The sequence below is a fragment of the Amycolatopsis sp. NPDC088138 genome (genome assembly GCF_044741685.1).
Classification (GTDB): domain Bacteria; phylum Actinomycetota; class Actinomycetes; order Mycobacteriales; family Pseudonocardiaceae; genus Amycolatopsis.
Map to the genome: position 1 here is coordinate 943,446 of NZ_JBIUTB010000006.1, position 18,987 is coordinate 962,432.

The 18,987-nt window shown below is 70.6% G+C and carries 17 protein-coding genes; 7 read left to right on the top strand and 10 right to left on the bottom strand.

The annotated features are described in order from the left end of the window. Positions 1 to 105: 105 nt before the first annotated feature. On the bottom strand, positions 106 to 1,473 hold the full coding sequence (locus ACIOD2_RS36315) for a cation:dicarboxylate symporter family transporter (RefSeq protein ID WP_400548720.1): 1,368 nt from the start codon (positions 1,471 to 1,473) through the stop codon (positions 106 to 108). A 91-nt stretch (positions 1,474 to 1,564) separates the two neighbouring features. Here ACIOD2_RS36315 and ACIOD2_RS36320 point away from each other — a divergent pair, with 91 nt between their 5' ends. Next, a complete protein-coding gene (locus ACIOD2_RS36320; protein WP_400548723.1) occupies positions 1,565 to 3,202 on the top strand; it encodes an ATP-binding protein in 1,638 nt (545 codons plus the stop codon). Further along, positions 3,199 to 3,867 carry a response regulator gene (locus ACIOD2_RS36325; protein ID WP_400548726.1) on the top strand — a complete coding sequence of 223 codons (669 nt, stop codon included), beginning with the start codon at positions 3,199 to 3,201 and terminating at the stop codon, positions 3,865 to 3,867. The genes ACIOD2_RS36320 and ACIOD2_RS36325 overlap by 4 nt, the downstream gene beginning before the upstream one ends. A 4-nt stretch (positions 3,868 to 3,871) precedes the next feature. Here the strand turns inward: ACIOD2_RS36325 and ACIOD2_RS36330 are convergent, their stop codons facing one another. After that, on the bottom strand, positions 3,872 to 4,519 hold the full coding sequence (locus ACIOD2_RS36330) for a hypothetical protein (RefSeq protein ID WP_400548729.1): 648 nt from the start codon (positions 4,517 to 4,519) through the stop codon (positions 3,872 to 3,874). Positions 4,520 to 4,582: 63 nt separating this feature from the next. Between ACIOD2_RS36330 and ACIOD2_RS36335 the strand changes: the two genes are divergently transcribed. Then, a complete protein-coding gene (locus ACIOD2_RS36335; RefSeq protein WP_400548732.1) occupies positions 4,583 to 6,331 on the top strand; it encodes a M64 family metallopeptidase in 1,749 nt (582 codons plus the stop codon). A gap of 185 nt (positions 6,332 to 6,516) precedes the next feature. Continuing rightward, positions 6,517 to 6,762 carry a hypothetical protein gene (locus ACIOD2_RS36340; RefSeq protein ID WP_400548735.1) on the top strand — a complete coding sequence of 82 codons (246 nt, stop codon included), beginning with the start codon at positions 6,517 to 6,519 and terminating at the stop codon, positions 6,760 to 6,762. Positions 6,763 to 6,766: 4 nt separating this feature from the next. Here ACIOD2_RS36340 and ACIOD2_RS36345 read toward each other — a convergent pair whose 3' ends face one another. The 8 genes from ACIOD2_RS36345 to ACIOD2_RS36380 form a co-directional block, all read right to left on the bottom strand. Further along, complete coding sequence (locus tag ACIOD2_RS36345) at positions 6,767 to 8,134, bottom strand: beta-N-acetylhexosaminidase (protein ID WP_400548738.1); 1,368 nt, start codon at positions 8,132 to 8,134, stop codon at positions 6,767 to 6,769. 1 nt (position 8,135) lies between these two features. After that, positions 8,136 to 8,990, bottom strand: a complete 855-nt coding sequence (locus ACIOD2_RS36350) for a carbohydrate ABC transporter permease (protein ID WP_400548741.1) — start codon at positions 8,988 to 8,990, stop codon at positions 8,136 to 8,138. Next, on the bottom strand, positions 8,981 to 9,928 hold the full coding sequence (locus tag ACIOD2_RS36355) for a carbohydrate ABC transporter permease (RefSeq protein ID WP_400548744.1): 948 nt from the start codon (positions 9,926 to 9,928) through the stop codon (positions 8,981 to 8,983). The genes ACIOD2_RS36350 and ACIOD2_RS36355 overlap by 10 nt, the downstream gene beginning before the upstream one ends. Next, complete coding sequence (locus tag ACIOD2_RS36360; protein ID WP_400548747.1) at positions 9,928 to 11,211, bottom strand: extracellular solute-binding protein; 1,284 nt, start codon at positions 11,209 to 11,211, stop codon at positions 9,928 to 9,930. Before ACIOD2_RS36360 ends, ACIOD2_RS36355 begins: the two co-directional genes overlap by 1 nt. A gap of 71 nt (positions 11,212 to 11,282) precedes the next feature. After that, on the bottom strand, positions 11,283 to 12,416 hold the full coding sequence (locus ACIOD2_RS36365; protein WP_400548750.1) for a lactonase family protein: 1,134 nt from the start codon (positions 12,414 to 12,416) through the stop codon (positions 11,283 to 11,285). Between the two features lie 49 nt (positions 12,417 to 12,465). After that, positions 12,466 to 13,854: a GntP family permease gene (locus ACIOD2_RS36370; protein WP_400548753.1), complete on the bottom strand. Its 1,389-nt coding sequence runs from the start codon at positions 13,852 to 13,854 to the stop codon at positions 12,466 to 12,468. Next, positions 13,851 to 15,446, bottom strand: coding sequence for an amidohydrolase family protein (locus ACIOD2_RS36375; RefSeq protein WP_400548756.1), 1,596 nt, complete (start codon positions 15,444 to 15,446; stop codon positions 13,851 to 13,853). Before ACIOD2_RS36375 ends, ACIOD2_RS36370 begins: the two co-directional genes overlap by 4 nt. Continuing rightward, the gene (locus tag ACIOD2_RS36380) at positions 15,446 to 16,753 is read right to left on the bottom strand and encodes an amino acid deaminase (RefSeq protein WP_400548759.1); all 1,308 of its coding nucleotides are present in this window, start codon (positions 16,751 to 16,753) and stop codon (positions 15,446 to 15,448) included. The genes ACIOD2_RS36375 and ACIOD2_RS36380 overlap by 1 nt, the downstream gene beginning before the upstream one ends. A gap of 113 nt (positions 16,754 to 16,866) precedes the next feature. Between ACIOD2_RS36380 and ACIOD2_RS36385 the strand changes: the two genes are divergently transcribed. The 3 genes from ACIOD2_RS36385 to ACIOD2_RS36395 are packed head-to-tail and all read left to right on the top strand — an operon-like array spanning position 16,867 to position 18,976. Continuing rightward, a complete protein-coding gene (locus tag ACIOD2_RS36385) occupies positions 16,867 to 17,838 on the top strand; it encodes a sugar kinase (RefSeq protein WP_400548762.1) in 972 nt (323 codons plus the stop codon). Continuing rightward, entirely contained in the window at positions 17,835 to 18,593 is a 759-nt protein-coding gene (locus ACIOD2_RS36390; protein WP_400548764.1) for an IclR family transcriptional regulator, read from the top strand. Before ACIOD2_RS36385 ends, ACIOD2_RS36390 begins: the two co-directional genes overlap by 4 nt. Further along, entirely contained in the window at positions 18,593 to 18,976 is a 384-nt protein-coding gene (locus tag ACIOD2_RS36395; RefSeq protein ID WP_400548767.1) for a RidA family protein, read from the top strand. Before ACIOD2_RS36390 ends, ACIOD2_RS36395 begins: the two co-directional genes overlap by 1 nt. The last annotated feature ends 11 nt before the right edge of the window (positions 18,977 to 18,987 follow it).

The window sequence follows — 18,987 nt, forward strand, 5'->3', positions numbered from 1 at the left end:
CCTTGGGTGAAGACGTGGAACGGGCCGCGGTGCGAAGTCGGGGAACTCGCACCGCGGCCCGCGTGGCTCGTGCTCAGCGGGGGCATGAGCACGAACGGGTGGGGGTTACCGCGCGGGTTCCTTGGCGGCGTCGTCCAGGTCGTCGGTGCCGGCCGCGTGGCTGTGGTCGTCGAGCATGGTCGCCTCGTCGAAGGGTTCCTGCCCGGCGAAGACCCGCTCGGCCTTCTCCCGGTCGAACTCCTTCGTCCAGTTTCCGATGAGGACGGTCGCGACGGCGTTGCCGGCGAAGTTCGTCAGCGCGCGGGCCTCCGACATGAACCGGTCGATGCCGAGGATGAAGCCGACGCCGTTGACCAGCTCCGGCCGGTGCGACTGCAGGCCGGAAGCCAGCGTCGCGATGCCCGAGCCGCTGACGCCCGCCGCGCCCTTCGACGCGATGATCATGAACGCCAGCAGGCCGATCTGCGAACCGATCGAGAGCGGCTCGTCCTGCGCGGCTGCGATGAACAGCGTCGCCATGGTCAGGTAGATCGCCGTGCCGTCCAGGTTGAACGAGTAGCCGGTCGGCACCGTGATGCCGACGACGGACTTGCTGACGCCGACGTGCTCCATCTTCGCGATCAGCCGCGGCAGCGCCGACTCAGACGACGACGTCGACAGGATCAGCAGGAACTCGCGGCCGAGGTAGCGCAGCAGGTTCCAGATGAAGACGCGGGCCCCGAGCCACAGCACGATCCCGAGGATCACGAACACGAAGATCAGGCAGGTGGCGTAGAACCCGATCATGATCACCGCGAGGCTCTTCAACGCGGCCCAGCCGGTCGCGCCCACCACCGCGGCGATGGCGCCGAACGCGCCGATCGGGGCGGCCCACATGATCATGGACAGGACCCGGAAGACCAGGCGCTGGATGTGCTCGATGCCGCGCAGGATCGGGGCGCCCTTCGGGCCCAGCTTCTGCAGCGCGAAACCGACGAACAACGCGACCAGCAGGGCCTGCAGGACCTCGCCGTCGGTGAAGGCGGAGACGAAGGTCTTCGGGATGATGCCGAGCAGGAAGTCGACCGGGCCTTCGGCGCCGGTGGCGGACTTCTGGACGCTCTTCACGTCGGCCGGGTTCAGGTGCAGGCCGGTGCCCGGGTGCAGGATGTTGCCGACGACCAGGCCGATCGCCAGGGCGAAGGTCGACATGATGATGAAGTAGAACAGGGCCATCAAACCGACCTTGCCGACCTTGGCCGCCTTCGCGACCGAGCCGACGCCGATGACGATGGTGCAGAAGATGATCGGCGTGATCATCATCTTGATCAGGTTGACGAAGCCGTCACCGAGGGGCTTGAGGCCCTTGGCGAAGCCGGGGAAGAGGAAACCCACCAGGATTCCGAGCGCCACCGCGACGATCACGGCCAGGTACAGGTAGTGGGTCTTGTCCCGCTTGCGCGGGGTCTCCTCGGTTGTCGGTGGGGTCGGCACCGTTGCCTCCAGCTCAGGGGTGTTCCAGGTTGCGGCACACTGTAGGCCCACCGAGGTGACCCGGCTCACTTGTGTTCATTGAGTTCGCGCGATGATCGCACCGTCCCGTTCGGACACCCGGCCCCCGGTGTGCTGGTATGAGGAGGTGTCCCCGACGTCGTCCCGCTGGAGCCTGGCGCGCCAGCTGCTCGTGCTGCAGCTGGTGGTGCTCTGCGTGCTCGCCGGCGCCGGGATCACGTTCGCCTACCTCGATGCGTCGCACGCGACCGACCAGAACGCCAAGGACCAGGTACGGGCTGTGGCCTCGACCGTGGCGGACGCGCCGTCCGTCCTCGCCGCCGTGGACACGCCGAACCCGAGCGTCACGCTGCAGCCGTTCGCGGTGCGCGTGCAGACCGACACCGGCGTCGACTTCATCACGATCATGAGCCCGGCCGGGATCCGCTACACCCACCCGAACCCGGCCCTGATCGGCCAGCACTACATCGGGACCATCGCGCAGGCCCAGCACGGGCAGGAGTACACCGAGACCTACACCGGATCACTCGGCCCGTCGATCCGGACGGTCGTGCCGGTGTTCGGCCCCGGGCAGCGGGTGGTCGCGCTCGTCGCCGTCGGGATCACGGTCGCGGCGATCTCGGCGGAACTGCGGGAACGACTGTGGCCGCTGTTCGGCGTCGCCGGTGCCGTGCTGCTCGTCGGCGCGTTCGGCGGCTGGCTGATCAGCGCCCGGCTGCGCCGCCAGACGCGCGGGATCGCGCCCGGCGAGCTCAGCAACCTGTTCGAGTACCACGAAGCCGTGCTGCACTCGGTCCGTGAAGGCGTGCTGCTCGTCGGCCGCGACGGCCGGATCGGACTCTGCAACGACGGCGCGCGCGCCCTGCTCGGCCTCGACACCGACCCGGTCGGGCGGGAACTGACCGCGCTGGGCCTGCCGGCCGAGCTGGTGACGGCGTTCGGGTCGGCCGAAAACCGCGCCGAGGAACTGCACCTGACGGACGCTCGGGTGCTGCTGGTCAGCACGACCGCCGTCCGCGCGGGCGGCCGGTCGCAGGGCACCGTCGTCGTCCTGCGCGACCACACCGAACTGCAGACGCTGACCGGGGAACTGACCACCGCCCGCGGCCTCGCGGAGGCGTTGCGGTCGCAGGCGCACGAGGCGGCGAACCGGTTGCACACCGTCGTTTCCCTCGTGGAGATCGGAAAACCCGAGCAGGCCGTCGAGTTCGCGACGGCCGAGCTCGCTCTCGCCCAGGAGCTGACCGACCGCGTCGTCGGCGCCGTCGCCGAACCGGTGCTCGCCGCGCTGCTGCTGGGCAAGGCCGCCGAGGCGAGCGAACGCGGGGTGGAGCTGACCATCACGCCGGACACGATGATCGACGACGCGACCCACGGCGTCGCCGCCCGCGACCTCGTCACCATCCTCGGCAACCTGATCGACAACGGCATCGACGCCGCGGTCCACGGCGGCGGCCACCCCGCCGTCGTCGTCACCGCCCGGTCCGACGTGGACGAACTGCTGCTGCGCGTCGCCGACACCGGCCCCGGCGTCCCCGAGGGCGCCGACGTCTTCCGCCGCGGCTGGTCGACGAAGGCGGGGGAGGGCCACGGGCTCGGGCTCGCGCTCGTCGGGCAGGCGGTGCGCCGCTACGGCGGTACGGTCGACATCGGGCGGGACGGGGGCGCGGTGTTCACCGTGCGGCTGCCGCGGCAGGAGGCGGACCGGTGATCCGGGTGCTGGTGGTGGAGGACGAACCGGTGGCCGCCGAGGCGCACCGCGTCTACGTGGAACGGCTGGCCGGTTTTTCGGTGGCGGGCGTGGTCCACTCCGGCGGTGACGCGCTGCGGTTCTGCGAACGCGAACCCGTCGACCTGGTGCTGCTGGACTTCTACTTGCCGGACACGCACGGCCTGGCGGTGTGCCGGTCCCTGCGCGCGGCCGGGCTGCCGATCGACGTCATCGCCGTGACGTCGGCGCGCGACCTCGGCCTGGTGAAGGCCGCGGTGTCGGTCGGCGTCGTGCAGTACCTGCTGAAGCCGTTCACCTTCGCCACCCTGCGCGAAAAACTGGAGCGCTACGCCGAGTTCCGCGACGCGTCCGGCGAGGTCTCCGGCCAGGCCGAGATCGACCGCGCCCTGGGAACGCTGCGCACGACCGAGCAGCCACCGCTGCCGAAGGGCATGAGCGTCCAGACCCTGGAAGCGATCACCGACGCACTGGGCGGCGCGGCGGAAGGCCTGTCGGCGGGCGCGGCGGCCGCGGCGATCGGCGCGTCCCGCGTCACCGCGCGCCGGTACCTGGAGTACTTGGCGGACAACGGGATGGCGCACCGGGAACCGCACTACGGCCAGGTCGGGCGGCCCGAGGTCTGGTACCGGCCGACCCGCGTATAACGGCTTATAGCCGGTCGGTCAGGAGCTGCGCGAGACGCGGGTAGACCTCGCTCCGGAACGGCCGCAGATCCAGCTCCGCCAGCCGGGTCTGGCCGTGGGACTTCTTCGCGACCAGCAGCATGATGTCACCCGAGTTCGAGCCTTTCGACAGCTCGCACGTCCGCGTGGTGCCGTTCACGCCGGGGATCGGCACCGCGGGCGCCGCGCAGTCCTGGGTCCACTCCGTGACCAGCGACGCGAACCGCCCGGTGCCCGGGAGGACGTCGATGAACAGGTCGTGGACCAGCCGGCCGCCGGTCCGGCTGGCGTAGTTGCACCGGTAGGTCGTGACGCCCTGCCGCGGGTCCGGTGGCTGCTCGACGGCGTAGGTGTCCAAGGTGGCGCCCATCACCGCGCTCATCTCGGTCACCCCGAGGAAGGGGCACGCCGAGGTGACCTTCGCCGGTGACTGCGGTGGTGGTGGCTGGGGCGTCGTCGGCGGCTGCGATCCGGGCCCCGGGCCCAGCGGCGGCGCGTCCGACGACGGCTTGGAAACCGAAGTCGTCGGAGCTGCCGAAGTGGTCTTGGCCACCGGCTCGGGCGCCGGCGCCGTACAGGCCGTCAGCAGCGTCAGCGCAGCGACCGTGACCAGAATTCCCCCTCGAATCCCCATTTCGGCAGGATAGCCCGACTTCCGGCGGTTCCGGCGGCGAAAGCACTGCGCTAGACCGGGACCATGTCGAAATGGGCCGGGCTGGCCGCAGCGCTGCTGATCGCCACCGGGATCGCCACACCCGCGTACGCCGACGAGCCGGCGACAGTCGTCACCGACGTCCAGGTGACCGGGCCGGTCGCGCAGCGGTTCAACCTCGTCGTCCTCGGCGACGGGTACACCGCGGCCGAGCAGCCGAAGTTCTTCGCCGACGTCGAGCGGCACATGGAGACGCTCTGGTCGCTCGAGCCGTTCAAGTCCTACCGCAGCTACTTCAACGTCTACGCCGTCTCGATCGCCTCGCCCGAGTCCGGTGTGGACTGTGACCCCGGCCTGGACGCGCCGCAGCGGAACACCCCGCTGAACATGGGGTTCTGGGGTGGCTGCGACGCCGGGAGCGTGCAGCGGCTGCTCACCGTCGACGACGCGGCCGCGCAGCGCTACGCCGATCTCGTGCCCGGCACCACCCGCGCGAACCGGCAGATCCTCGCGCTGGGCAACAGCGCAACCTACGGCGGCGCGGGCGGCACGTACGCGACGGCGTCCGGCGGCAACGCGCTGTCCGCGCTGATCTCCCCGCACGAGCTGGGTCACTCGCTCGGCGGCCTCGACGACGAGTACGACTACTACGCGCGCAATGTTCCTGGCGGGGCGTACGAGGGCGGCGAGCCCGCGTCGATCCACCACACCGTGCTGACCGAGCGGCAGATGCGTGACCAGCACGCGAAGTGGTACCGGTGGCTCGGCGAGCCCAGCGAGTCCGGCGGCACGATCGGGCGCTACGAAGGCGGGCTGTACACGCAGACCGGCGTCTGGCGGCCCAGCGCGCACTCGATGATGAAGACCCTCGGTTACGCCTACGACCAGGTCGGCCGCGAACGGATGACCCAGCGGATCTCCGCGAAGGTCCCGCTGCTGGGCGACGGCACCCCGGCCGGCACGATCGGCGCCGACCGGGTCGTGTGGGTCCGCACGATGCACCCGGTCGACCACCGCCTCGACGTCACCTGGACCCTGGACGGGCGCCCGGTCCGCGGCACCGACGCGCTCGATCTGCGGCAGGCTCACGTGAAGCCGGGCAAGCACACGCTGACGGTGAAGGTCACCGACCCGACGCCGTTCGTCCGCGACCCGGCGGCCCGGCCGACGGCGACCCGCACGTGGACCGTCGACACGTCGGTGACCACCACGCCTTCGGGAGGCCCCGCGGTCGTGGGTTCGACGCCCACCGCGCAGTCGGTCGGCGGCCACGACGTCGTCTACGTCGAAACGGGCGAGCCGACCGGCTCGATCCCGCCGGTCCGCTGGGCGCTCGACGGCCGTCCGGCCGGGAGCGGCCCGGACTTCGCGCTGCACTCGGCATCGGGCGCGCACACCCTCACCGCGACCACCGGCGGCACGACCCTGACCTGGACGGTGGACGCGTCCGGCCCGACGACGACGGCCGAGCTGCCGCCCGGGCACGTGTACCACGGTTCGTTCACGATGCGTCTGACACCGTCCGACGGAATGCCGGAGTTCCGCGTGGACGCCGACGGCTGGCACAAGTACTACGGCTGGCCGACGGACCCGGACGCGCCGTACCTGTTCACCCCGACCGGCACGGAGATCGACGGCCTGGCGTACGGCAACCTCGGCCCGGGCGGCCTGACGGTGTCGCCGTTCGCGCCGCGCACCCCGGGTTACGGCCGCCACCGCATCGAATACCGCTCGATCGACGCGGCGGGCAACGTGGGCCCGACGCGCTCGGTGACGGTGACGCTGCTGCCGTGAACCGAGCTATCCACAGGCACTTCCGATTGTGGACAGCTCGGCTCACCGCTCGGCTTCCGGCCGGTTTTGCCGGCATCCACCGATAGACTGGACTGGGGACGCCCCCCGGAGAGGGTGGGGGCTGGACTGCGCGGCCGGTGATGCAGTGACCCCCGAGAGTCCCGAGTGGAGGGGCGGGAAACCGCATGATGGACGACGGCGAGTTCCGCGCCAAGCTGCTGGCTTCGGTGGAAGCCGGCCTGGGCGTTCTCGAGATCAGGCCGCTCCTCGTCGAGCAGCTCGAGCAAGGCGTGAAACGCGACGACCTCTACCAGGAGCTGCTCGACACGATCCACTCCTTGCGCGCCGAAGGCCGCGAGGCCGACGAAGACGCCGTGGCCGATGTGGCCGATCTGTTCTCGGAGTGGGTGCCCGCGGAATACCGGTTGTAGGCCGTCAGCGCGGCCGGCCCGGCACCCCCGGCCGCGTCTGCCACGGGTGCGGCCCGTCCAACGGCCGGTACTCCACGCCCAGCGCGTCCAGCCGCGGCAAGTGGTGGTCCCGCAGCCGCGGCAGGAACTCTTCGTAGTCCCGCGTCCCGCTGCTCCACGCCACCTCCGCGAACGCCGACAGCCGCGGGAAGGCCATGTAGTCCACCCGCCGGACGCTGTCCAGGTGCTCGCTCCACACCTGCGCCTGCACACCCCGCAGCCGGGGACCGGTCAGCGCCGGCTCGTACGCGTAGACGTCCTCCAGCGTGTGGACCATGCCGACCGGGATCGGCTCGTCCGGGTGCGGCGACTGGCGGTGGTCCAGGTACACGTGCTGTTCCGGGCACATCACGACGTCGTGGCCCGCCGAAGCCGCCTGCTGACCGGCGGTCTCGTTCTGCCAGGAGCCGATCACCATCGGGGGGAGGCCGCCGATGTCGAGGACCTCGTCCCAGCCCATCGGCGTGCGCCCGCGGGACACCAGGTGCTCGGCGAGCAGCCGGACGAACTTGCGGTGCTCGTCGGTCGCGCCCGGCATCTCGTCGCCGCCCAGCGCGATCACCTGAGACGGGAAGATCTCCAGCAGGTGGTCGAACACCGTGCGGAAGAAGTCCAAAGTGGACTCCGTCGGCGAGAGCAGCGAAGTGCTGATGCCCCAGGCGGTCCAGATCTCGTAAGAGTCCTCAGTGCCCAGAGAAGGGTAGGCCGCCAGAGCCGCACGCGCGTGACCCGGGATGTCGATCTCCGGCACCACCGTGATGGCCCGGGACGCCGCGTAGGCGACGATCTCCCGCAGGTCGTCGCCGGTGTAGAAGCCGCCGTGCGGCCGCCCGTCCTGCTCACCACCGCTGCCCACCATCGACGACGGCCGCCAGCCGCCCACGGACGTCAGTCGCGGATACGAAGGGACGTCGAAGCGCCAGCCCTGGTCGTCGGTCAGGTGCAGGTTCAGCACGTTCAGCTTGTGCGCGGCCAGCAGGTCGACGAACCGCAGCACCTCGGCCTTGGTCCGGAAGTGCCGGGCGACGTCGAGCAGGCAGCCGCGCCAGCCGAACCGCGGGTGGTCCTCGACCACGCCGCACGGCAGGGAAAGCTCACCGAGGACCACCGAGCGGAACGCGGAAGGACCTGCCAGCTGCCGCAACGTCTGCCGCCCGTAGAACTCCCCGGCCGCGTCACCACAGGACAACACCACGCCGGACGGCGAGATCTCCAGCCGGTAGCCCTCCGCGGGCAGGTCGGCGGAACGAACGTCCACAGTGGACGGCCACGGGCACGAACCCGAAGCTGGCGTCACCGAAACCGGGCGGGGGAGCAGTGTGTCGAAAGACATGTCAGCCCTTCACGGCGCCGGCCATGCCGGACACCAGCCGTCGTTGGACGAGGACGAAGAACACCAGCACCGGAATGGTCATCAGGGTGGACGACGCCATCACCGCGCCCCAGTCGGTGTCCTCCGGCTTGAAGAACACCAGGATCGCCTGCGGCAGCGTCTGGTTCTCGGTCTTGGAGATGATGAACGTCTTGGCGAAGAGGAAGTCGTTCCAGGCGTGGATGAACGCCAGCACGCTCACCGCCACGAGACCGGGCGCGACCAGCGGGAACAGGATCTGCCAGGTGAACCGCATCCGGGACGCGCCGTCGATCTTCGCCGCCTCTTCGAGCTCCACCGGCACCGCGGCGACGAACCCGCGCAGCATCCAGATCGCGAACGGCAGGCTGAACGCCAGGTGCACCAGCACCAGCGAACCCAATTCGTTCAGCCCGAACGCCGGCGCCACGCCGCCGATCTGGCGCATCAGGAAGAACAACGGGATGGTCAGCGCCTCCACCGGGACCATCTGCGCCACCAGGATCATCACCAGCAGCACGGTCCGGCCCTTGAACGAGAACCGCGTCAGCGCGACCGCCGAGAGGAACGACAGCAGCAGCGACAGCACCACGACGACCAGCGCCACCATGAGGCTGTTCAGGAAGAACCGCCCGAAGCCGGACACCGTGAGCACGCGGGTGAAGCTGTCGAACGACGGGCTGAACGTCCACGGTTTCGGGTTCGCCGACTGGATCTCGCCCGGTGGCTTGAACGCCGAGAGCAGCATCCAGTACAGCGGGAACGCGACGATCCCGGCGATCACGACCGTGACGATCTCGGCGATCAGCCTGCCTGGGCGGCGGACGGCTAGAGCCATGCCGCGCTCCGGCGCTGCGAACGGACGTAGAGCCCGGTGACGGACAGCAGCAACAGTGTCATGACGACTCCGATCGCCGAGCCGAGGCCGTATTCCTGCCCGGCGAAAGCCTGTTGGTAGGCGTAGACGTTGAGGACCAGGTTGCGCCCGGCCACGCCGCCGCCGTTGGTCATCACGTAGATCTGGGTGAACACCTTGAAGTCCCAGATGATCGACTGGACGGTCGCGATCATCAGCAGCGGCCGCACCATCGGCAGCACGATCGTCCACGTCGAGCGCCAGGCCGACGCGCCGTCGAGCGACGCGGCCTCGAGCACCTCTTCCGGGATGCCCTTGATCCCCGCGTACATCGTCACGAGGACGAACGGGAACGAGCACCAGATCACCTCGGCGGCGACCAGGCCGAACGCGCCGATCGTGCCGAAGGTCCACGAATGGTGTTCGAAAGGCAGCCCGATGCCCGAGAGCACTTCGTTGACCAGGCCGAAGTCGGTGTCGAAGAGGAACAGCCAGACGTAGGAGCCGGCGATCGCCGGGGTGGACCACGCGCCGAGCGTGGCGAGGAACAGCAGCGTCCGGGGCAGCGAGCGGACCCGGCTGGCCAGGACCGCGAGGCCGGTGCCGACCAGCAGGCTGCCGACGACGCAGGCCGCGGCGAACCCGACCGTCTTGCCGAGCACGGTCCAGAACTCCGTCTGCGACAACAGGTCGGCGTAGTTCGCGAAGCCGAGGAACACCAGCGGAGCGTTGCCCGCGGCCTGCGGCTGGCCGTAGTCGTAGAACGAGATCAGGACGAGCTCGTAGATCGGGTACACGAGCAGCGCGGCGAGCAGGACACCCGCGGGCAGCAGGTACAGGATCGCGGCCCGGCCGTCCCGCCGCCGCCGTCTCGGCGCCTTCACCGGCGCCGAGACGGAACGGACTTGCTGTGCCACCACTACCCGAAGGCCTTGTCCATCGCGGCGGCGGCGTCGGTCAGCGCGGCGGCCGGGTCCTTGCCGCCGGTGGCGATCTGCTGGACGGCGGTCGGCAGCACGTTCTGGCTGTCGATCTTGGACCACGCGGGCGTCGCCGGGACGAACTTCGTGCCCGCCTTGAGGGTGTCGACGAACGGCTTGAGGAACGGGTCGTTCGCGGCGAGCTTCTGCTGCACGGAGCTCAGCGTCGGCAGGTTGCCCATCGCCGTGTACATCTTCTCCTGGTACTTCGCGCCGCCGAGCAGCTCGATGAACTCCAGCGCCAGCCCGCGGCGCTTGCTCGCGTTGAACACGCCGAGCAGGTTGCCGCCCGCGAACGCCGGGGCGACGCTGCCGGCCGTGGTGCCCGGGATCGGCACGACGGCGTACTTGCCCTTCACCGCGCCCTGGTCGACGGCCTTGCGGTTGAAGTCGCCGCCGATCGTCATCCCGGCCTTGCCGCCCGCGAACGCCGTGACGCTCTGCGTGCCGGTCAGGTTCGCGCACTGCGCAGGCGGGCAGACGTCGTCCTTGATCAGGTTCGCGTACTGGGTCAGGCCGGCCTTGGCCTGCTCACCGGTCACCGCCGACTTCCACTTGCCGTCGCTCTCCTGCGCCAGCTCGCCGCCGTTGGCCCAGAGGAACGGCAGCATCGCGTAGGTGTACTTGCCGCCGACGGAGATGCCGTAGAGGTCCGGCTTGGCGGCACGGATCTTGCGAGCGTCGTCGGTCAGCTCGGCGAGCGTCGTCGGCGGCTTCAGGCCCAGCTCGGTGAAGACGTCGGTGCGGTAGTACAACGCGCGGATGCCGGTGTACCAGGGCAGGCCGTAGGTCTTGCCGCCGGCCTTCGCCGTGTCGACGACGGTCGGGATGAGGTCCTTGCCCTCGCTCCACGACGCGAGGTCGCCGGTCAGGTCGGCGAGCGCGCCGGTGGCGGCGTAGCTGGAGACGTCGGTGTTGCCGAACTCGGCGGCGTCCGGGGCGCTGGCCGGGTCGGTGAAGGCCCCGGAGAACTTGTCGGCGCGGCCCTCGACCGGCACCCACTGGACGTCGACCTCGACGCCCTGGTGCGCGGCCTTGAACTCGGCGATCGCGTCCTTGACCGCGGCCTCCTTCGGCGCGCGGTTGGCCTCGTCGAACAGCCAGACGCGGACGGTGCCGGTCTTCTCGTCCCCGCCGTTGCCCGCGGGCGCGGACTGCGTGGGGGCGCAACCGGCCAGCAGGGCCAGTCCCGCGACGAGGGGGAGGGTGCGGCGCAGTCTCATGGGGTCCTCCAGTAGGGAGGTCGTGAGTGCGTAACAGTGTTAGAACACTGTTACGCACTCACGACCGGTGCTCAGGCGAAGTAGACGGAGTTGACGCTGCCGACAGCGAGGCTCGAGGCGACCGCGCCGGGCAGGCCGGTCGCCGGGTCGCGGGGCAGCGAGGTGACGGTGCCGGAGCGCTGGTTCGAGACGTAGAACCAGCCCTCCGCCGGGTCGAGGGCCACGTGCCGCGGCCAGTTGCCGCCGGTGGTCACCGAGGACACCAGCTTGAGCGTCGCGCCACCGCCCGAGATGGCGAACGTGGCCAGCGTGTTCGGCCCGCGCACGGTGGCGTAGGCGAACTTCCCGTCCTTCGACAGCGCGATCTCGCCGGGGAACAGGTCACCGGTGCTGCCGCTCGGCACGGCCGGGACGACGGAAAGCGCCTTCAGCGTGCCGGTGGCCGCGTCCCAGCTCGCCACCGTCAGCTCCGGGCGCAGCTCCTGCAGGATGTAGGCGAACTTCCCGGTCCGGTCGAACGCGAGGTGCCGCGGCCCGGCGCCCGTGGGCAGCTTCAGCTGCTGGTGCAGCGCGAGCTTCCCGGTGGCGACGTCGAGCGAGTAGACGTACACCGAGTCGGCACCGAGGTCGACCGAGAGCACCCAGCGGCCGGTCGGGTCGTTGACGACCTGGTGCGCGTTCGGCGCGCGGTCGGTTCCCTGGTGCTGCGCCAGGTCCGTGGCCGCGCCGAGCTTCCCGCCGGCCAGGATCGGCAGCACGACGACGCTGCCGGTGCCGTAGTTGGCCGCCAGCACGTACTTCCCGCTCGAATGCACGCTCAGGTGCGTCGGCGCGCTGCCCTTGGACGAGATCTTGTTGAGCAGCTTGGGGTTCGTGACGTCGGTGATGTCCAGCGCCGAGACGAACCCGTTCGGGTCGCCTTCGTTGGTGACGTACAGGGTCTTGCCGTCGGCGCTGCGGTCGAACCACGACGTGTCGCTGATCCCCGGCACCGTGCGCACCGGGGTCAGCGTGGCGCCGGAGCGGCTCGTGACGTCGAGGCCGTGGCCGTCCGCCCCGGTGGTGTAACTGCCGACGTACACGGTCGCTCCCGCGGTGCAGGCCTTCGAAGTGGTTGCCGCCGCGGCGAACTGCGCACCGAGAACGGTGGCGGCGCTCGCGCCCGCAGCGGCGCCGAGGAACGTGCGACGGGAAAGTCCGGTCATCGTCATTGTCTCCCAACGGGTTCGGGCGGCGGCTTCCCTCCAGTATGGTCTAGACCACGGCCATGAGCAATGCCGAAACCGCGAAACCCGAGACGGAGAGCACGGTTTCCAGCGCCGTCCAGGACTTGATCGTCTGCGGCACGGTGATGTTGAAGTACCGCTGGACGATCCAGAACCCGCCGTCGTTGACGTGCGAGGCGATGATCGACCCGGCCGAGATGGCCATCACGAGCAGCGCCAGCTGGATCTGCGAATACCCGAGCTGGGCCACGGCCGGGCCGAGGATCGTGCTGGTGGTGACGATCGCGACGGTCGCCGAGCCCTGCGCGATCCGCATGCCGCAGCTGATGACGTAGGCCGCGATGATCACCGGGAGCCCGGCGTCGTGCAGCGAGTCGGCCACGGCCTTGCCGATCCCGGTCGCCGAGAGCACCCCGCCGAAGAACGCGCCCGCGCCGACGACCAGCAGGATCATCGCGACCGGCCGCAGCGACTTGGCGGCCAGCTCGTTGAGGTCCTTGCCGGTGAACCCGCGCCGCAGCCCGAGCAGCCAGGACGCGAGCAGCACGGCGACGGTCAGCGCCACGGCCGGCGTGCCGATGAACGCCGCGACCCCGGCGAGCGCGGAACCCTTCGGCAGCCAGATGCTGCCGAACGTGCCGGCCAGGATCAGCACCAGCGGTACCGCGATGATCGACCCGACCAGCGCCAGCGACGGCGGGTTCTCGTCGTTTTCGGCTTCCTCCTCAGCGAAGATCATGTCCTCGGGCACGCCGACGTCGATGCGCTTGCCGATCCAGGTCGCGTAGAGCACACCGCCGATGAGGAACGCCGGGACACCGCAGGCGAGGCCCATCAGGATGATCCAGCCGAGCTCGACGTGCAGCAGGCCGGCCGCGGCCACCGGGCCGGGGTGCGGCGGCAGGAACGCGTGGGTGATCGAAAGCCCGGCCAGCAGCGGCATCGCGTAGAGCACGAGCGACCGGCCGCCCTGGCGCGCGGCGACGTACACGAGCGGCGCGAGCACGAAGATGCCGATGTCGAAGAACACCGGGATGCCGAAGATGAACCCGGCGAGGCCCATCGCCAGCGGCGCGCGCTTCTCACCGAAGGAGCGCAGCAGCGCCCCGGTGAGCACCTTCGCGCCACCGGAGCGTTCCAGGATCGACCCGAGGATCGTGCCCAGCCCGATGATCGCCGTGATGTGCCCGAGAATGCTGCCGAACCCCTTTTCCAGCAAGGAGTCCGCCGACTTCTGGGCGGAGCCGACGATCGCCCCGACGGGCAGGCCGGCGGCGAGCGCGGTCAGCAGCCCGACGACGATCAGGGCGATGAACGGCTCCAGCTTGAGCTTGATGATCAGGACCAGCAGGACGGCGATCGAGACGGCGGCGAGCGTGAGCAGCCCGCCGGTGGTGTGCTGCAGCCAGTGGATCATCGGGTTCTCCCGGGATTGCGCAGGGATCGGCCGGCGAGGGCGCCGGTGGGACGGCCGTCGTCGAGGGCGGCGACGCCGTTGACGAACACGTGCGTGATGCCCGCGGCGGGCTGCCGCGGGTCGTCGAAGGTGGCGGTGTCGGAGACCGCCTCCGGGTCGAACAGGACCAGATCGGCGGCGTACCCGGCGCGGACGAGCCCGCGGTCGGTCAGCCGCAGCCGGCGCGCGGCCCGCCCGGTGAGGTGGGCGACGCATTCGGCGAGGTCCAGGACGCCCAGTTCACGGACGTACCGGGCCAGGTAACGGGGGAACGTGCCCCAGGCGCGCGGGTGCGGGCGGGCGCCGACGAGGAGCCCGTCGCTGCCGCCGGTGTGCGTCCGGTGGCGCATGATCGCCTGGACGTTCTCCTCGTGCCCGACGTGCATCAGGCAGGACGTGCCGAGACGTTCGTCCAGCAGGGTGTCGAAGTACAGTGCCGCCGGTTCGCTGCCCGCGGCGCGCGCCGAACCGGCGACACTGTGGCCCACCAGGTGGTTGTTGCGGTCGTTGCGGACGCCGTTGATCTCGATGGCGTCCCAGTCGATCGGCACGCCGTGCGCACCGTCCGAACCGGACTCCTCGATCTCCGCGCGGATCCGCTCGCGGGTGTCCACATCGGACAGCCGGGCGAGGGTGGCGTCGAGCCCGCCTTCGGTGGCCCAGCTGGGCAGCAGCGCCGAGAGGTAGGTCGCGCCCGGCAGGTACGGGTAGGTGTCGAGCGTGACGTCGCAACCGTCGTCGAGGGCGTCGTCCAGCAGCTGGAGCAGGTCGGGCGCTTTTCCTTTGTTCACCGAGAAGTTCATCGTCGCGTGCGCCAGGTGCAGCGGGCAGCCGGAGCGCCGGGAGACGTCGATCATCTCGGCGAACGCTTCGAGCGCGCCCTTGCCGTAGCTGCGGTGGTGCGGGCTGTAGAACCCGCCGCCCGCACCGACCACGCGGCACAGCTCGACCAGCTCGGCGGTGTCCGCGTACATCCCCGGTGTGTAGGTGAGGCCCGACGACATGCCCATCGCGCCCTCGGCCAGGCCGGTGGCGACGAGTTCCTTCATCCGCGTCAGCTCGGCGTCCGTGGCCGGGCGGTCGTCGAAGCCGACGGCGAGCATCCGGACGGTGCCCTGCGGCACCAGGTAGGCGGCGTTGACGGCGATGCCCTGGTCCAGGCGGTCGAGGTACTCGCCGACCGAGCGCCAGTTCCAGTCGAAGCCCGCCGGGTCGTCGTTCCAGCCGGCGAGCTGCTGGCGCAGCGCGTCGAGGACGGCGTCGTCGACCGGGGCGTAGGACAGTCCGTCCTGGCCGAGCACCTCGGTGGTCACGCCCTGGGTGATCTTGGCCGGGTGGTCCGGGTTGGCCAGCAGCTGCAGGTCGGAGTGCGAGTGCATGTCGATGAACCCGGGCGCGAGCACCAGGCCGTCGGCGTCGATGTTCCGGTTCCCGGCCAGCGAGCCGGCTTCGGCGACGCTGGCGATCCGCTCGCCGGTGATGCCGACGTCGTGCCTGGTCAGGGCGTCGCCGGTGCCGTCGGCGACCAGCGCGCCGCGGAGGACGACGTCCATCAGAACCACGTCCGGACGAGGTCGACGACGGTTTCGCCGTCGCCCGCCGTCACCGGCAGCAGCGGCCACTTGTCGAACACGGTGCACGGGTGCGAGAGGCCGAGCCCGATCCAGTCGCCGACCTCGACCGGCGACCCCGCCGGCAGCGTGAGGAAGGCGTGCTGGTCGTTCATCTTCGCGATGACGTGGCCTTCGAGCGGCTCCGCGGGGCCACGCGGGGTGCGGCGCAGCTGCGGTTCCGGCATGCCTTCGTCGAAGGACGCGTCGCGCTTGCCGATGGTCAGCAGCGCCAGTTCGTCGGACGGCTTCGACGTCACCTGCGCCCAGGCGTGCAGGGCCGGGCGGAACGACTCGACGCCGTCGATGCGCGGGTGCTCACCGAGCGGGGAGATCTCGCGGTAGAAGCCGTCGTCGTGGGTGATGTAGGCGCCGCTGCGCAGGACCGGGAGCACGTCGAGGCCGTCCGGCCACGGCTTGGTGAGCTCGTTGGCGACCTGGTCGAAGTAGGCGCTGCCACCGGCGGTGACGATGATCTGTCCTTCGAGAAGTCCCTTGTCCGCGAAGGTGATCGCGAGGTCGCGGAGACCGTCCACATAGGAGCTGATCTTCGCCAGCGCGGCGTCGTCGGTGTCGTGGGAGAGCGCACCTTCGTAACCGCCGGTGCCGCGCAGCCGCAGTGCCGGGCTGGCGTGGACCGCTTCGGCGACGGCCAGCGCGGTCGCCGTGTCGCGGACGCCGGTGCGGCCGCCGTCGGCCCCCAGCTCGAGAAGGACGTCGACCGGCCGGCTCGTGCCTTCGAGCGCTTCGGTCATCAGCTCGACACCGCGGACGGAGTCGACCCAGCAGATGAACTCGAACGCGGGGTCGGCGGCCAGCTCCTCCGCCAGCCAGCGCAGGCCGCTCGGGTCGAGGAACTGGTTGGCCAGCAGGATCCGCGAGACGCCGAACGCCCGGTAGATCCGCAGGTGACCGGCGTTCGCGCAGGTGATGCCCCAGGCGCCGTGCTCGATCTGGCGGGCGAAGAGCTGCGGGGCCATCGTCGTCTTGCCGTGCGGGGCGAGCACGACACCGCGGGCGGCGCACCAGGCGGCCATCGTCCGCAGGTTGTGCTCGAGGGCCTCTTCGTCCAGCACCACGAAGGGCGCGAAGAACCCGTCGGTGAACAGGTTGAGCCGCCGCTGCGCGGCTTCGCCCAGGGTGAGCCCGGTCAGGGCGGGCGCGGCCGAGCGGAACCGCCAGTCGATCCGCTCCTGGCGGAGGGCGTCGATTGCGGCGGTGTCGATCGAGCAAGGGGCGGGTGTGTTCATCGGCGGCGACCTCGGTTGCGTATGTTGCAACGACTGTTGCGCATTTTGAGTGCCATAGGTGTAGCATCCGGGTCGGCACAGGTCAACGGGAAGAAGGACAGGGGAGACGGAAAGTGACAAGCGGGCCCGAAGTGCTCTGTGTCGGCGAGTCGATGGCGCTGTTCGTGCCGGCCGAACCCGGGCCGCCGGACGAGGTGCGCCAGTGGACGCGCACCATCGGCGGCGCCGAGTCGAACGTGGCCTGTCACCTGCCCGCCCTCGGCGTCCCGAGCGGCTGGGCGAGCGCCGTCGGCGACGACCCGTTCGGCCGCGCGATGCTGCGGGAGATCGCCGCCGCCGGCGTCGACGTCAGCGCGTGTTCCGTCGACCCGGTGCGCCCCACCGGCCTCTACGTCAAGGAAAGCGGCGCCGGCGGCAGCCCGGTGCGGTACTACCGCGCCGGCTCGGCGGCGTCCGGGATGGGCCCTTCGCTGCTGGAGCGCCTGAACCTCGACGGCGTCCGCGTGCTGCACCTGTCCGGGATCACCCCGGCGCTGTCGGACAGCTGCCTCGCGCTGGTGCGCGCGCTGCTGGACGCGCCGCGCGGCGACCGGCTCGTCTCCTTCGACGTCAACCTGCGCCCCGCCCTGTGGGCCGGCCGCGACCCCCGCCTGCTCGCGGAGCTGGCCGCCCAGGCCGACATCGTGCTGACCGGTGACGACGAGGCCCAGCACGTGTGGGGGACCGGCGACCCGGTTGCGCTGCGGGCTCTCCTGCCGGGCCCGCGCACGCTGGTCGTCAAGCACGGTGAACGCGGCGCGACCCTGGTCGAAGGTGAGCCGCTGTTCGCGCCCGCGCTGCGGGTCGACGTCGTCGAGCCGGTCGGTGCCGGCGACGCGTTCGCCGCGGGCTTCCTGGCCGCGACCCTGCGTGGCGCTTCGCCACTGGAACGGCTGCGCCGGGGTCACCTCCAGGCCGCCGCGACCCTGCTCACGCACGACGACGTCGGCGTACCGCTGCCACGCACGGTCGTGGATACCCTGCTGCACGCGGGCCCGGACGAGTGGAGTTCGGCGCGGCTGACCGGAGAGGGCGTGCTCACTTGAGCCAGAGTCTGGACCGCGCGCTGACGTTGCTGAACTCGATCGCCAAGGACGCGCGCACCCTCGACGACCTCGCCGAGGAGATCGGCGTCCACAAGTCGACGGTGCTGCGCCTGCTGCGCACCCTCGAGCACCACCACTTCGTCCGCCGCGAGGGCACCCGGTACTACCGGCTCGGCAGCGCGATGTTCGACCTCGCCAACCAGGCCCTCGACTCGATCGACGTCCGGCGCAGCGCCCAGCCGGCGCTCGCCGCGCTCAACGCCCGCACCGGGCACACCGTGCACCTCGCCAGCTATGACGACGGCGAAGTCGTCTACATCGACAAGTACGAGGGCCGCCACTCGGTCCGGATGTACTCCCGCGTCGGCAAGCGCGCGCCGCTGCACTGCACCGCGGTGGGAAAGGTGCTCGTCGCCGCGATGGCTCCCGCCCGTCGTGAGGAGATCGCGCGGTCCATGGAGTACCCGGTGCTGACGCCGAACACGATCACCTCGGCCGAGGACTACCTCGCCGAGCTGGAGCGCGTGGCGGAGCTCGGGTACGCCGTCGACAACGCCGAGCACGAGGACTTCATCCACTGCGTCGCGGCGCCGGTGCGCGGCGCGGACGGCGAGGTGCTGGCCGCCGCGTCGATGTCGGTGCCGAAGGTGCTGCTCGACTACGAAGGCCTGCTCGCGCTGGTCCCGGACCTGCGGGCCGCGACGAACGAAGCTTCCGTCCACAGTGGATGGACGGAGAACGGAAAGGGGCACTGATGAGCAAGACGGCAGTTTCCACCGAGAACGCGCCGAAGCCGCCGGCGAAGTTCTCGCAGGCCGTCCGCAAGGGGAACCTCCTGCAGGTCGCCGGCCAGGTGGCCTTCGACCCGGCCACGAACGAGATCGTCGGCGACGACGTCGCGGGCCAGACCCGGCAGACGTTCAAGAACATCGAAGCCGTGCTCAAGGAGGCGGGCTCGAGCCTCGCCGACGCGATCATGGTGCGCGTCTACCTCACCGACACCGCGCACTTCGTGCCGTTCAACGAGGTCTACAACGAGCTCATCGGCGAGGGCCCGCACGCCGCGCGCACGACGGTGTACGTCGGCCTCCCGGGCGAGCTGCTCGTCGAGATCGACGTGCTCTGCGTGCTGGACTGAGGTTTTCCCGG